The 14,867-nt window shown below is 53.4% G+C and carries 12 protein-coding genes and 1 other RNA gene; 8 read left to right on the forward strand and 5 right to left on the reverse strand.

The features are described 5' to 3' along the window. Positions 1–8: 8 nt before the first annotated feature. The 5 genes from INT84_RS04750 (at position 9) to selO (ending at position 4,510) form a co-directional block, all read left to right on the forward strand. On the forward strand, positions 9–560 hold the full coding sequence (locus INT84_RS04750) for a glutathione peroxidase (RefSeq protein ID WP_194205829.1): 552 nt from the start codon (positions 9–11) through the stop codon (positions 558–560). Then, positions 560–1,309: a vitamin B12 ABC transporter ATP-binding protein BtuD gene (btuD, locus tag INT84_RS04755; RefSeq protein WP_194205830.1), complete on the forward strand. Its 750-nt coding sequence runs from the start codon at positions 560–562 to the stop codon at positions 1,307–1,309. Before INT84_RS04750 ends, btuD begins: the two co-directional genes overlap by 1 nt. Positions 1,310–1,388: 79 nt before the next feature. Further along, the gene (locus INT84_RS04760) at positions 1,389–1,853 is read left to right on the forward strand and encodes a C40 family peptidase (RefSeq protein ID WP_194205831.1); all 465 of its coding nucleotides are present in this window, start codon (positions 1,389–1,391) and stop codon (positions 1,851–1,853) included. 438 nt (positions 1,854–2,291) lie between these two features. Then, a complete protein-coding gene (locus tag INT84_RS04765) occupies positions 2,292–3,002 on the forward strand; it encodes an EAL domain-containing protein (RefSeq protein WP_194205832.1) in 711 nt (236 codons plus the stop codon). Positions 3,003–3,067: 65 nt separating this feature from the next. Then, on the forward strand, positions 3,068–4,510 hold the full coding sequence (selO, locus tag INT84_RS04770) for a protein adenylyltransferase SelO (RefSeq protein ID WP_194205833.1): 1,443 nt from the start codon (positions 3,068–3,070) through the stop codon (positions 4,508–4,510). 6 nt (positions 4,511–4,516) lie between these two features. On the opposite strand, the gene hemP is transcribed toward selO, so the two are convergent. From hemP to INT84_RS04785, 3 genes are all read right to left on the reverse strand, one after another. Next, a complete protein-coding gene (gene hemP / locus INT84_RS04775) occupies positions 4,517–4,741 on the reverse strand; it encodes a hemin uptake protein HemP (RefSeq protein ID WP_194205834.1) in 225 nt (74 codons plus the stop codon). A gap of 98 nt (positions 4,742–4,839) precedes the next feature. Then, complete coding sequence (aroH, locus tag INT84_RS04780) at positions 4,840–5,886, reverse strand: 3-deoxy-7-phosphoheptulonate synthase AroH (RefSeq protein WP_176916964.1); 1,047 nt, start codon at positions 5,884–5,886, stop codon at positions 4,840–4,842. 155 nt (positions 5,887–6,041) lie between these two features. After that, on the reverse strand, positions 6,042–6,875 hold the full coding sequence (locus tag INT84_RS04785; RefSeq protein WP_194205835.1) for a pyruvate, water dikinase regulatory protein: 834 nt from the start codon (positions 6,873–6,875) through the stop codon (positions 6,042–6,044). Between the two features lie 332 nt (positions 6,876–7,207). Between INT84_RS04785 and ppsA the strand changes: the two genes are divergently transcribed. After that, positions 7,208–9,586: a phosphoenolpyruvate synthase gene (gene ppsA, locus INT84_RS04790; protein WP_194205836.1), complete on the forward strand. Its 2,379-nt coding sequence runs from the start codon at positions 7,208–7,210 to the stop codon at positions 9,584–9,586. Between the two features lie 75 nt (positions 9,587–9,661). Here ppsA and rprA read toward each other — a convergent pair. Both rprA and ydiK read right to left on the reverse strand, forming a co-directional pair. Further along, positions 9,662–9,769, reverse strand: an RNA gene (gene rprA / locus INT84_RS04795) — antisense sRNA RprA. A gap of 196 nt (positions 9,770–9,965) precedes the next feature. Beyond that, positions 9,966–11,078, reverse strand: coding sequence for an AI-2E family transporter YdiK (ydiK, locus tag INT84_RS04800; protein ID WP_194205837.1), 1,113 nt, complete (start codon positions 11,076–11,078; stop codon positions 9,966–9,968). Between the two features lie 198 nt (positions 11,079–11,276). Here ydiK and INT84_RS04805 point away from each other — a divergent pair, with 198 nt between their 5' ends. Continuing rightward, entirely contained in the window at positions 11,277–14,333 is a 3,057-nt protein-coding gene (locus tag INT84_RS04805) for an FAD-binding and (Fe-S)-binding domain-containing protein (protein ID WP_194205838.1), read from the forward strand. Then, on the forward strand, positions 14,330–14,740 hold the full coding sequence (gene menI / locus INT84_RS04810; RefSeq protein WP_176916955.1) for a 1,4-dihydroxy-2-naphthoyl-CoA hydrolase: 411 nt from the start codon (positions 14,330–14,332) through the stop codon (positions 14,738–14,740). The genes INT84_RS04805 and menI overlap by 4 nt, the downstream gene beginning before the upstream one ends. Positions 14,741–14,867: the final 127 nt, after the last annotated feature.

Raw genomic sequence — 14,867 nt, forward strand, 5'->3', positions numbered from 1 at the left:
GGGACGCTATGCAACACGATATTCTGAATACCGGTGTGACCACCATTGATGGGGAAAACACCACGCTTGAGCACTACAAAGGTGATGTTCTGCTGATAGTCAACGTTGCCTCAAAATGCGGTCTGACACCGCAATATGAAGGGCTGGAGAACATCCACGCTGCGTGGGCAAAAGAAGGCTTTAAGGTTCTGGGGTTCCCCTGCAATCAGTTTCTGGGGCAGGAGCCGGACAGCGAAGAGGAGATTAAAACCTTTTGCAGCACGACCTATGGCGTCACTTTCCCGCTGTTCAGCAAAATCGAGGTAAATGGCGAAAACCGTCACCCGCTATATCAGAAACTGATCGCCGCTGCGCCGACGGCCGTCGCGCCAGAAAGCAGCGGATTTTACGAGCGGATGGCGAGTAAAGGGCGTGCGCCGCTTTACCCTGACGATATTTTATGGAATTTTGAGAAATTCCTCGTCGGGCGCGACGGTCAGGTAGTGCAACGTTTCTCACCGGATATGCAGCCGGAAGATCCTATTGTTATGGAAGCGATTAAACTGGCATTAGCCAAATAATGTCTGTGGTGTTAGAAATGCGTAATGTCGTGGAGGCCGGGCGGGTAGGCCCGATCTCCGCCGACGTTAACGCCGGAGAGATTGTTCATCTGGTCGGGCCAAACGGTGCCGGTAAAAGCACGTTATTAACCCGTATTGCCGGTCTTAGTACGGGCTCCGGTACGGTGGCGTTGAACGATCGGCCGCTGGACCAATGGTCAGCCGCCGGGCTGGCACGCCATCGCGCCTTTCTGACCCAGCTCCAGACGCCGCCTTTTGCCATGCCCGTGTGGCACTACCTGAAACTGCATCAGACGGCTTCTGCACAGACATCGCTGCTTGAGGATGTCGCTACCAGGCTTGATTTGGGTGATAAGCTGGGCCGCCAGGTAAACCATCTGTCCGGCGGTGAATGGCAGCGCGTCAGACTGTGTGCTGTCATTTTGCAAATTCATCCCGGCGGCAATCCCCACGGGCAGCTATTATTACTCGACGAACCGATGAATAGCCTTGATGTCGCACAGCAAGCCGCGCTGGATGCGATGCTCAGTGAGTTGTCTCAGGCCGGAATCGCCATTGTGATGAGCAGCCATGACCTCAATCATACGCTGCGTCATGCGCATCGTGTCTGGTTACTGCGTGGCGGTCAGATGGTGGCTTGCGGGACGCCTGATGAGACGCTTACGCCAGCGTGGCTTGCCGCCACTTACAGTATGCCGTTTCGTCGCCTGGACATTGAAGGGCATCGCATTCTGCTTTCAGACGGGTAGCACGAATGGTCTCTTGCCAGTCTGATAATTAACAGGGTAAATTATTCCGTCATTAAAAGCGTAGAGGGATCGCACGGACATGCGTTGCTGGTTTATTTTATTTACGGCACTCCTTTTAGCCGGGTGTAGCTCGCATCGGGCACCTCCGCCAAATCCGCGACTCGCGGACTCCATTCTCGTTATTGCCAATCTCAATGAGCAGCTCCATGACTGGCGCGGCACACCTTATCGTTATGGCGGCATGAGTCATCGCGGGGTTGATTGTTCGGGTTTCGTGTTGATGACATTTCGCGACAAATTTGCCCTCCAGCTGCCCAGGGAAACCCGCCAGCAGGCCAAAATAGGTACTGAAATAGATAAAGAAGAGCTCCTTCCTGGCGATCTGGTTTTTTTCAAAACCGGGTCGGGTGAAAGCGGGCTGCATGTGGGTATCTATGATACCGACAATACCTTCATCCATGCTTCCACCAGCCGGGGCGTGATGCGTTCTTCGCTGGATAACGTCTACTGGAGCAAAAATTTCTGGCAGGCGCGTCGCATTTAGCAGAGAAAACCGTTATTTGCGGTTTTTCTCAATACAAGAAAAGATGATTTAACGCAAATTACTTAGCTGATTCTGAACGTATTATCAGTTTTCTGATTCCCTGTAGCGGGGTAATCAGCAACATTCTGCATTCGTCCTGGTTTTAACTTTAATTTATAAGCACCTGCCCGCGCCGGGAGAGGCGTTGAAAAAGCGAGCCTGCTAAGCATTATCACCACCACGGTGACAATAAAAAGCCGCGTTGAATTCAGAGATTTCCGCCAGGGACTTTAATTGTATTACTTACCCGACATAGATTACACTGAAGCGCGAAGGGTAGGGAAAATCCGTAATGAAAATGGACAATATGCAACACTCTTTATTAAAAGCTATTTGGCAGAGCCACTTAACTCATCATTCTAAAAAGCCTGTTCTTACCCTTAATGAGGGGTTGGTATAATGATAGTTTCTCTGGATAACGATTATCGTTCAGATCTATTATTTCTGCCTGCCAGAAATGGTAGTGGCGAATTGGTCGGACTTGAAGTTGTCGCCACCTTTTCCGCCGTCAGGGCCGATGTGCGGTTCCCCGTCGAACTCCTTTCTCCTCTTCTTACTGCGGAACAAGAACTTAGCCTTTTTCTGGAAAAACTGGCGCTACTGGAAACCTGTCAAATATTCTTTATTCAACAACAATTATTAGCCTGGATTTCTATTACCCCGGCCATCGTCGAAGCGCTGTTAACGGATGCAGAATTTGCTTCCGTTATTGAACGGTTTCCTTTTCTGGAATTGACCTTAAATGAGAATTATCCAGGATTAAATACATTAACAGAAAGTCATCCGCTGGTACGTCTGGCAAAGCGCTATCCGCTTGTATTAGCCAATTTTGGTGCCGGGGACGCGACTACCCATGCAGTATTCGCCGGGCTATTTAAACGTATTGCGCTGGATAAGAATTTTGTCCAGCGACAATTATCAGGCATTGCTTTCGAACCCTTTATGCGTGCGATGTTTGCGCAGATAAGTCCTTTCTGTACATCCGTTATGATTGCTGGCATAGACAGTGAAGAAATACACCGGCGCGTGACTGCGTTTCCATTCAGTGCGATGCAGGGCACACTATGGCCGATGGTCAATAAAGAAGAGGTCACGTCGCTGGTTCAGTGATAACCCTGTAAACCCTCCGTGTTCACTCCCGGCCTGAGGCACTACACTTACAGGCAGGAGGATCTATGGACCTGACTTTTATTAATAGCTGGCGCGATGAATTGCCAGACTTTTACACCGCGCTGGCCCCAACGCCGTTACGCAATGCCCGCGTAATCTGGCGTAATGAGGCGCTGGCTGACACTCTCAATGTGCCTGATAGCCTTTTTCACCCTGAGCAGGGGGCGGGCGTCTGGGGTGGAGAAACGCTACTACCCGGCATGTCGCCTCTTGCTCAGGTCTACAGCGGACATCAATTTGGCGTATGGGCGGGGCAGCTCGGCGACGGCCGGGGGATTTTACTTGGCGAGCAGCAACTGCCCGACGGGCGAAAATTTGACTGGCACCTGAAAGGGGCCGGAAAGACGCCCTATTCACGCATGGGCGATGGCCGGGCGGTGTTGCGTTCGACGATCCGCGAAAGTCTCGCATCAGAAGCTATGCACTGGCTCGGTATCCCCACCACGCGGGCGCTGTCTATTGTCACCAGCGATACGCCAGTGCAACGCGAAACCACTGAGCAGGGCGCAATGTTAATACGCATCGCCGAAAGTCACCTCCGTTTCGGCCATTTTGAACATTTCTACTATCGTCGCGAGCCGGAAAAGGTGCGTCAACTGGCAGATTATGCGATCCGCCATCACTGGCCCCATTTGCAGGATGAGGCGGATAAATATGCCTTATGGTTCCGCGATGTGGTGGAGCGCACGGCGGTAATGATTGCCCGCTGGCAAACGGTCGGCTTTGCGCATGGCGTGATGAATACCGATAACATGTCGATTCTTGGTCTGACGATGGATTATGGCCCGTATGGGTTCCTTGATGATTATCAGCCCGGTTTTATCTGTAATCATTCCGATCATCAGGGACGGTATAGCTTTGACAACCAGCCTGCGGTAGGACTGTGGAACCTTCAGCGGCTGGCGCAAACGCTCTCGGTATTTATTGATGTCGATACCCTGAACGCGACGCTGGATCATTATCATCATGCGCTCTTTACCGAATATGGGCAGAAAATGCGCCGCAAGCTGGGGTTCTTTAACGAACAACAGGCCGACAACGAGCTGCTAAATGCGCTCTTTGCCCTGATGGCGCGCGAAGGCAGCGATTACACCCGCACTTTTCGCATGCTTAGTCACGCGGAGCAGCATAGCGCCGCCTCGCCGCTGCGCGATGAGTTTATCGACCGTGGCGCGTTTGATAGCTGGTTTGCGCGTTACCGCGAGCGTTTACAAACGGAACAGATTGACGACGCGCAGCGTCAGCAGGCGATGCAAAACGTGAATCCTTGCGTGGTATTGCGTAACTGGCTGGCTCAACGCGCTATTGAGCAAGCGGAACAGGGGGATATCAGCGAGCTTGAGCGGCTGCACGCCGTCCTGCGAGAACCCTTCCGTGAGAGAGACGATGACTATGCCGCCCGCCCGCCGGACTGGGGCAAGCGACTTGAGGTCAGCTGCTCAAGTTAACACGCACTATTTCGTGAGGATCAACTTACCGGCCTGGGTCTGACGCAGCAGATACTGTTGACCATCATGTTCGATGACGACGCGGCCTTCGCTGCCCAGTAATTCATTACTGTCAATGCGGCGATCTTCTGGCTCAGGATGCGGGGTGTAACGTTTGCAGGTGTCGGTAAGGTCTGTGGGTTGCATAGCGTAATGATATAAAATGATTATCAATCTCGTATTGATAATCATTATCACGAATAGTCTGGCTGGCGGCAAGAAATATTGCCGCAGAACCCACAGAAAGAGTGCAAACGCCATCGCAATTGCTATGGCGTTATTTCAGCATCTCAGAAGCGGCTATCCACGGCGGTTGCCAGTTTTTCCAGCAGCTGTTCGCTATCTTCCCAGCTCAGACACGGATCGGTGATCGACTGACCATAGATCAGCGGCTGACCGGCGATGATTTTTTGCGTTCCCTCACGCAGGAAACTTTCTGCCATAATCCCGGCAATGGCGGTTGAGCCATTGCGGATCTGCTGACAAATATCATCACACACCTCTAACTGACGACGATGCTGTTTCTGGCAGTTGCCATGGCTGAAATCGACGACCAGTTGCTCTGGTAAATCGAATTCATGCAGCGTATCGCACGCGCACGCAATATCGTCCGCCTGATAGTTAGGCTTTTTGCCGCCGCGCATAATGATGTGGCCATAAGGATTGCCGCTGGTCTGATAAATGGTCATCTGACCGTTTTTATCCGGCGACAGGAACATATGGCTGGCGCGCGCGGCGCGGATAGCGTCCACGGCGATACGCGTATTACCGTCCGTCCCGTTTTTAAAACCGACCGGGCAGGAGAGCGCCGAGGCCATCTCACGGTGGATTTGGCTCTCCGTGGTCCGCGCGCCGATAGCACCCCAACTGATCAGGTCAGCAATAAACTGACCGGTCACCATATCGAGAAATTCAGTTGCGGTGGGAACGCCTAATTCGTTAACCTGAAGTAAGAGCTTACGTGCCAGTTCAAGACCGTGATTAACGCGATAGCTGCCGTTGAGGTCCGGATCGGAAATTAGTCCTTTCCAGCCGACTACCGTGCGCGGTTTCTCAAAATAGGTGCGCATCACGATTTCCAGCCGCGACTGATATTTCTCGCGCATCGGTTGCAGGCGGCGCGCATAATCCATCGCGGCATCCAGATCGTGAATGGAACACGGCCCAATAACCACCAGCAATCGGCGATCTTCACCGCTGAGTATTTTCTCAATGCCACGGCGCGACGCGGTAACATGATCCGCGACGTCAGGCGTGACGGGATAGCGTGACGCCAGCTCAGCAGGCGTCACGAGGCTGTCGATCTGCGCGGAGCGCAGTTCATCTGTCTTATTCATCAAATGTCTCAAAAATTTTTTACTTACGCGACATCAGTGCCGGGAAGTGATGCGCATCACGATAAACCAATCCCTGTCGATTTCAAGTGCAGGGCGTGTGGCGTCTGAATTCTGGAGACAGATAATAACTGAATTTGAGATGTTGTACTAGTTTATTAGTACATGCGACGACTTAACCCCATAATGTCGAGGATCTTAGTCGCCATTTCTTCAACGGAAAAGTTGGTGCTATTAAGGAACGGGATTTGGTTTTTGCGATACAGCGCTTCGACCTCGGCGACTTCCATTCGGCACTGGCGCATAGAGGCGTAGCGGCTGTTTTCGCGGCGCTCCTCGCGGATCGCCGCGAGCCTTTCGGGGTGAATGGTCAGGCCAAACAACTTATGCTGCAATGGTTTTAAGGCCGCCGGCAGGACAAGGTTATCCATGTCATCGGCAATAAAGGGGTAGTTGGCGGCGCGAACGCCAAACTGCATCGCCAGATACAGGCTGGTGGGTGTTTTGCCGCAGCGTGAAACGCCCAGCAGGATCACCTGCGCCTGATCGAGATTACGCAGGGAAATCCCGTCGTCGTGTGCCAGAGTGTAATCAATGGCGGCAATACGCGCATCATACTTGGTCAGGTTGCCCGGCGTCAGACCGTGGGTGCGGTGGGCAATGGGCGTCGGATCGAGCTTCAGCTCCTCCTGTAGCGGCGCAACCAGCGCCTGCACGATGTCCTGACAGAACCCCTCGCTTTGCAAAATAATCATGCGGATTTCCGGGATCACGATTGAATAAAACACCAGCGGACGAACGCCAGTCTGCTGGAAGATGGCATCTATCTGATCTTTCACGGCCCTGGCACGACTTTCACTTTCCACAAACGGCAGCGTGATACTGTTTATTGCCACCGGAAACTGCGACATCACCGCATGTCCTAACACTTCAGCGGTAATGGCCGTACCATCAGAAATATAAAAAACATGACGATCTACAGAGCTATCCATTTTATTCATCCCGATTATTTTGCGTGGTCAATGGGTTGTATGAATTAAGTTAAACACATTCCAGACTTTTTTGTCGCCGACTAAAAATGAAATGCTGTTTTTATATTTTCTGAAATAACTGGTTCAATTTCAGGGCCGGCAATAGACCGCTGGTCTGCAAGGGAATCTATCTGAATCATAGCCTTAGCATAAACGGGTAAACTCTCCTAAAAAATAAAAAAATAGGGTGCTTGAACGATTCACCGTTTTTTTTAACGGGTTAACTATGTCAGGATAAATGACGAATCAGTAGATTCTTATCTCTCGCACATAAATCACAAAAGGATTGATCGATGTCCAACAATGGCTCGTCACCGCTGGTGCTTTGGTACAACCAACTCGGCATGAATGATGTAGACAGAGTCGGAGGCAAAAATGCCTCCCTGGGAGAAATGATTACAAACCTGGCTTCTGTGGGTGTCGCCGTACCCAACGGGTTTGCCACAACCGCTGATGCGTTTAATCAGTTTCTTGATCAAAGCGGCGTCAACCAGCGTATTTATGAACTGCTGGATGAAACCGACATTGACGACGTCTCTGAACTGGCGAAAGCCGGGGCACAGATCCGCCAGTGGATCATCGATACTCCGTTCCAGGGTGAGCTGGAACACGCTATTCGTGAAGCCTATGACCAGCTTTCGGCTGATGATAGTGAGGCCTCTTTCGCGGTGCGTTCTTCTGCTACAGCAGAAGATATGCCGGACGCCTCCTTTGCCGGACAGCAGGAAACGTTCCTTAACGTGCAGGGCTACGACGCCGTGCTGGTGGCCGTGAAGCACGTTTTTGCATCGCTGTTTAACGACCGCGCGATCTCATACCGTGTCCATCAGGGATACGATCACCGCGGCGTGGCGCTCTCCGCTGGCGTACAGCGCATGGTGCGCTCCGACCTGGCCTCGTCTGGCGTGATGTTCTCCATCGATACCGAATCTGGTTTCGATCAGGTGGTCTTTATCACGTCGGCCTGGGGTCTGGGTGAGATGGTGGTGCAGGGCGCGGTGAATCCGGACGAATTTTATGTGCACAAACCAACGCTGGAGGCGGGGCGTCCCGCTATCGTGCGCCGTACCATGGGATCGAAAAAGATCCGCATGGTGTATGCGCCGAGCCAGGAGCATGGCAAACAGGTCGACATCGAAGATGTGCCGCAGGCGCAGCGAGATGTGTTCTCCCTCACCGATGAGGAAGTGCAGGCGCTGGCACAGCAGGCGGTGCAAATTGAGAAGCACTATGGCCGGCCAATGGATATCGAGTGGGCGAAAGACGGTCATACTGGCAAGCTGTTTATTGTCCAGGCGCGTCCGGAAACCGTGCGTTCGCGTGGACAGGTCATGGAACGCTATACGCTGCACGCGCAGGGTAAAATCATCGCCGAAGGCCGCGCCATTGGTCATCGCATTGGTGCCGGCAAAGTGAAAGTCATCCACGACATCAGTGAGATGAACCGCATCCTGCCGGGAGACGTGCTGGTCACCGACATGACCGACCCGGACTGGGAACCGATCATGAAGAAGGCGGCCGCTATTGTCACTAACCGTGGCGGACGAACCTGTCATGCGGCGATCATTGCGCGCGAACTGGGGATCCCGGCTGTCGTTGGCTGCGGCGACGCCACCGAGCGGATGAAGGACGACGAGGAAGTGACCGTCTCCTGTGCCGAAGGCGATACCGGCTACGTGTATGCCGAAAAACTCGACTTCAGCGTTAAAAGCTCCAGTGTAGATAAAATGCCCGATCTGCCGCTGAAAATTATGATGAACGTGGGCAACCCGGATCGCGCGTTTGATTTTGCCTGTCTGCCTAACGAGGGTGTCGGCCTGGCGCGTCTGGAATTTATCATCAACCGTATGATCGGCGTTCACCCGCGTGCGCTGCTGGAATTCGACGATCAGGACGCGAAGCTGCAAAACGAAATCCGCGAAATGATCAAGGGCTACGACTCGCCAAAAGAATTCTACGTTAGCCGCCTGGCGGAAGGTATCGCCACCCTCGGCGCGGCATTCTGGCCGAAGCGGGTGATCGTGCGCCTGTCAGATTTCAAATCGAATGAGTACGCGAACCTGGTCGGCGGCGAACGCTACGAACCGGAAGAAGAAAACCCGATGCTTGGCTTCCGTGGTGCGGGGCGTTATGTCTCCGACAGCTTCCGTGACTGCTTCGCGCTGGAGTGCGATGCCGTTAAGCGGGTGCGTAATGAGATGGGGCTGACTAACGTCGAAATTATGGTGCCTTTCGTGCGTACCGTCGATCAGGCGAAAGCGGTAGTGGACGAGCTGGCGCGTCAGGGGCTGAAGCGCGGTGAGCAGGGACTGAAAATCATCATGATGTGTGAAATCCCGTCGAACGCCCTGCTGGCTGAGCAGTTCCTTGAACATTTCGACGGTTTCTCCATTGGCTCTAATGATATGACGCAGCTGGCGCTGGGTCTGGATCGCGACTCCGGCGTGGTCTCCGAGCTGTTTGATGAGCGTAACGATGCGGTGAAAGCGCTGCTGTCGATGGCAATTAGTGCAGCGAAGAAACAGGGTAAATACGTCGGCATTTGCGGTCAGGGACCTTCCGACCACGAAGATTTTGCCGCCTGGTTAATGGAGGAGGGGATTGATAGTTTATCCCTCAATCCTGATACCGTGGTGCAAACCTGGCTGAGTCTGGCTGAGCTGAATAAATAACGTATCCGGCAGTTTTTATTGATCCCTGGCAGAGATGCCGGGGATTTTTTTTATTATTACGCCAAATAAAAAAGCATAAAAAAAAGCCCATCATAGGAGATGGGCAAAGACTACACACAGCAATTCGTTGTTTCACTCAGGGGATTTCCATGCTTATAAATCAAGGCGTTGATTTATAACCGTGACCTAATAGTAGAGTGCGCCATCTCCGGCGTCGATCAGATTCATCTCATTAGTTTAATGAATATGATGGTTGCGGAAGCGATATTCCATCTGCACAGGGAAAATAACCGTCTGGTGCGCTAACAAGCTAAACTTTTAATTAGCCATGCTTAACTATTAAATAAAACAGCCTGCTAAAAAGCAGGCTGTTTAGCGATCAATGACTGGACGACTCAGGTGGCGTAAATTCGTCTGTCACCTCGTCAGCATTATCCAGCGGCGGCGGTACTTCCTTCACCCAGGCATCAAACAGACGCCAGGTGACGGCCAGCAGCACCGGACCGATAAACAGGCCGATCATACCGAAGGCGACCAGTCCGCCAATCACGCCGGAGAGAATAAGGATCATCGGTAAATCGGCACCCATGCGGATCAGTACCGGGCGCAATACGTTGTCAATAGTACCGACGACGCAGCTAATCACCAGCAGTACCGTTCCCCAAGTGGTATCTCCACTCCAGTACAGCCAGATAATAGACGGGACCAGTACCGGCAACGGGCCAAGCTGGATCAGGCAGGAGAAAAGCATCACCACGGTGAGGATGGTCGCGTAAGGAACCCCGGAAATCGCCAGACCAATCCCGCCGAGCACCGCCTGCACCAGTGCGGTCACCACCACCCCCAGCGCAACTGCACGAATGGCTTGTGCGGCGAGAACCACCGCCGCGTCACCACGTTTGGCCGCAAGACGGGTGGCAAAGTGGCGGATACCACGCGCCACTTTTTCACCCTGCCAGTAGAGCAGCGCGCTGAATAAAAGCATTAACGCGCAGTGCATCATAAAGCGGCCAATATGCGCGGCCTGACCCACAAACCAGGTGGTCGTCGTGCCGATATAGGGGCGGATTTTGGCCATAATCGCCGTGCCACCCATATCCAGCAGGTTATGCCAGCCGGTATAGAGACGTTCACCGACCATGGGAATACTGTTAAGCCAGTTCAGGTCTGGCAGCGTCATCTCTCCCGACGATACTGAGCGGATCAGCGGCACGCCGCTATCAACCATACTGTTGACCAGCAGCGCAATCGGAATAATAAACAGCAGAAACAGCAGCAGCGTCATTACCAGCACCGCCAGCGCCCGTCGTCCAAACAGCAATCGCTGTAAACGAATTAAGACCGGCCACGTAACAATGACCACGGTTCCTGCCCAGGCGAAGCCGAGAATAAAGGGCCGCACGATCCACAGGCAGGCGACAATCATGAGTGATAAAAACAGCACCGACAGCAAAATTTGCGGTACATCCCTGGGCTGGTTTGGATTAACCATAACGTAAATTTACCTTTTTAATCTCGCCACAATGCGGGCGCGGCATAAAGCTGGACCATTAATGATACCAGTGATTTCGACAGCGTTTATAGTCCGTAATTCTGTCAGGCAGGTAAGAAAAAAATGTGGTAAAACGATGAATGCACAACGCAAACGATTAATCACTCACATTACAACAGTCAGGCAGGGTCAACGGTAATGATCCCACAGATTTCTCAGGCTCCAGGTGTCGTTCAACTGGTGCTGAATTTTTTGCAGTCACTGGAGCAACAGGGTTTTACAGGTGATACCGCCACCAGTTATGCCGACCGGCTAACCATGGCGACCGACAACAGTATTTACCAGCTTCTTCCTGATGCCATCGTTTTTCCGCGCTCTACGGCGGACGTTTCGCTGCTGGCACGGGTGGCGGCGGAGGAGCGCTTTAAAACGCTGATCTTCACGCCGCGCGGCGGTGGTACGGGCACCAACGGGCAGGCGCTGAACCAGGGCATCATCGTTGATATGTCCCGCTATATGAATCGCATCATTGAAATTAACCCCGAAGAGGGGTGGGTGCGCGTCGAAGCCGGGGTGATCAAAGATCAGCTCAATCAATACCTGAAACCGTACGGCTACTTTTTTGCCCCGGAATTATCGACCAGTAACCGCGCTACGCTTGGCGGCATGATTAATACCGACGCCTCAGGGCAGGGATCGCTGGCCTACGGTAAAACCTCCGATCACGTACTTGGCGTACGCGCGGTATTAACCGGCGGCGATATTCTGGATACCCACCCGATGCCCGTGGCGCTGGCGGAAACGCTGGCGAAAGAGCAGTCCGCATCCGGACGGATTTACCGCACGGTGTACCAGCGCTGCCTGGAGAATCGCCAGTTGATACTGGATAAATTCCCCAAACTGAATCGCTTTCTCACCGGTTATGACCTGCGTCACGTCTTTAATGACGCGATGACCGAGTTCGATCTGACCCGCATCCTGACCGGTTCCGAAGGAACGCTCGCATTCATCACGGAAGCACGGCTGGATATCACCCGGCTGCCGAAGGTGCGTCGTCTGGTCAACGTGAAATATGACTCTTTTGATTCAGCGCTGCGCAACGCGCCGTTTATGGTGGAGGCGAAGGCATTATCTGTTGAAACCGTCGATTCGAAAGTGCTGAATCTGGCGCGGGAAGATATTGTCTGGCATTCGGTCAGCGAACTGATCACCAGCGTGCCAGATAAAGAGATGCTCGGGTTGAATATCGTTGAATTTGCCGGCGATGATGACGCGCTGATTACCCGTCAGGTTGACGGGCTCTGTGCCGGTCTGGACGCCTTAATGGCGCGAGGGGCCGGTGGCGTTATCGGCTGGCAGGTATGCGACGACCTCACGGGGATAGAACGCATCTATGCCATGCGTAAGAAAGCGGTGGGGCTACTGGGTAACGCAAAAGGGATGGCGAAACCGATTCCTTTTGCCGAAGACACCTGCGTTCCGCCAGAGCATCTGGCCGACTATATTACCGAGTTTCGTGCGCTGCTGGACGGTCACGGCCTGAGCTACGGGATGTTTGGTCATGTGGATGCCGGCGTATTACACGTGCGTCCGGCACTGGATATGTGCGATCCGCAACAGGAAATGCTGATGAAGCAGATTTCCGATGAGGTGGTGGCGTTGACGGCCAAATATGGCGGACTGCTTTGGGGTGAACACGGCAAAGGGTTTCGTGCCGAGTATAGCCCGGCGTTTTTTGGCGAACAGCTTTATGGCGAACTGCGTAAAATTAAAGCCGCGTTTGATCCCGATAACCGCTTAAATCCGGGAAAAATCTGTCCGCCGGAAGGTGTGGACGCGCCGATGATGAAAGTGGACGCCGTTAAACGCGGCACCTGGGATCGGCAAATTCCGATTGCGGTGCGCGGTGCCTGGCGTGGTGCAATGGAGTGTAACGGCAACGGTCTGTGCTTCAACTTCGACGTGAAAAGCCCGATGTGTCCGTCAATGAAAATCACCAGCAACCGCATTCATTCGCCGAAAGGCCGCGCGACGCTGGTCAGAGAGTGGCTACGCTTGCTGGCGGACCGGGGAATCGATCCGAACCAGCTGGAAAAAGAGTTGCCTGAGCAACGTGCCAGTCTGCGCACGCTAATTGAGCGCACGCGCAACAGCTGGCATGCGCGTAAAGGCGAATATGATTTTTCCCATGAGGTGAAAGAGGCGATGTCGGGTTGTCTGGCCTGTAAAGCCTGTTCGACCCAGTGTCCGGTGAAGATCGACGTGCCGGAGTTCCGCTCGCGTTTCCTGCAACTTTATCACTCCCGCTACCTGCGCCCGCTGCGCGATCATCTGGTGGCGTCGGTGGAAAGCTACGCGCCGCTAATGGCGCGGGCACCGAAAACCTTCAACTTTTTTATGAGCCAGCCGTGGGTGCGCAAGCTCTCAGAAATGCATATCGGAATGGTCGATTTGCCGCTGCTTTCATCGCCATCGCTTCAGCAGAAAATGGTGGCGCATCGTTCAGCGAATATGACGCTTGAGGAGCTTGAAGCGCTGGATGCCGGGCAAAAAGCGCGGGTTGTACTGGTGGTGCAGGATCCGTTCACCAGCTATTACGATGCGCAGGTGGTTGAAGATTTTGTCCGGCTGGTGGAAAAACTCGGTTACCAGCCAGTGCTTTTACCGTTTTCCCCTAACGGTAAAGCGCAGCACATCAAAGGCTTTATGACCCGCTTTGCGAAAACCGCCCGTAAAACGGCTGACTTTCTCAACCGCGTCGCGCAGCTTGGCATTCCGATGGTGGGTGTGGACCCGGCACTGGTGCTCTGTTATCGCGATGAGTACAAACTGGTGCTGGGGAAAGAACGCGGCGATTTTCACGTCATGCTGGTTCATGAATGGCTACCGCTGGCGCTGGAAGGCGGCGCTCGCCAGGAGGTGAGCGGCGAATCCTGGTATCTGTTCGGCCACTGTACGGAAGTGACAGCGTTACCTGGCGCGCCAAACCAGTGGGCCGCTATTTTCGCGCACTATGGCGCAAAACTGGAAAGCGTTAGCGTCGGCTGCTGCGGTATGGCGGGAACCTACGGTCATGAAGTAAAAAATCATGCGAATTCATTGGGCATTTATGCGCTCTCCTGGCAGCAGGCAATGCAGCGCTTGCCGCGCAATCGCTGTCTGGCGACCGGCTACTCCTGTCGCAGCCAGGTAAAACGTATTGAAGGTAATGGTGTACGCCATCCACTTCAGGCGTTGCTGGAGATAGTGGGATGATCTGGAAGCGTGCAGTGACCCTTGAAGCTCTGAATGCGATGGGAACGGATAATATGGTTGGGCTACTGGATATTCGTTTTGACAGGATCGCTGACGATAGTCTGGAAGCCACGATGCCGGTAGACGGTCGAACGCATCAGCCATTCGGTTTACTGCATGGCGGCGCGTCGGTGGTGCTGGCAGAAACGCTGGGTTCTGTGGCGGGCTATTTATGCACCGAAGGTGAACAAAAGGTGGTCGGCGTCGAGGTCAACGCAAATCACCTTCGTTCCGTGCGAAGCGGCCGGGTACGCGGCGTGTGTAAAGCCTTACACCTCGGACGCAGACACCAGGTGTGGCAGATCGAGATCGTTGATGAGCAAGGACGCCTTTGCTGCTCATCCCGGCTGACGACCGCCGTGCTATAAATCGTCGGGCACATTTCTGAAAAGAAGCGTGCCCGCGTGTAATATCCTTTTACTTTAAATCGCCTGTGATATTCTCCGCCGACGGATTTGTTTCCCTTTCTGGTTGTCTCAGTTAAAACCGTATCGC

It is taken from the genome of Superficieibacter sp. 1612_C1, assembly GCF_015234305.1.
Classification (GTDB): Bacteria; Pseudomonadota; Gammaproteobacteria; order Enterobacterales; family Enterobacteriaceae; genus Superficieibacter.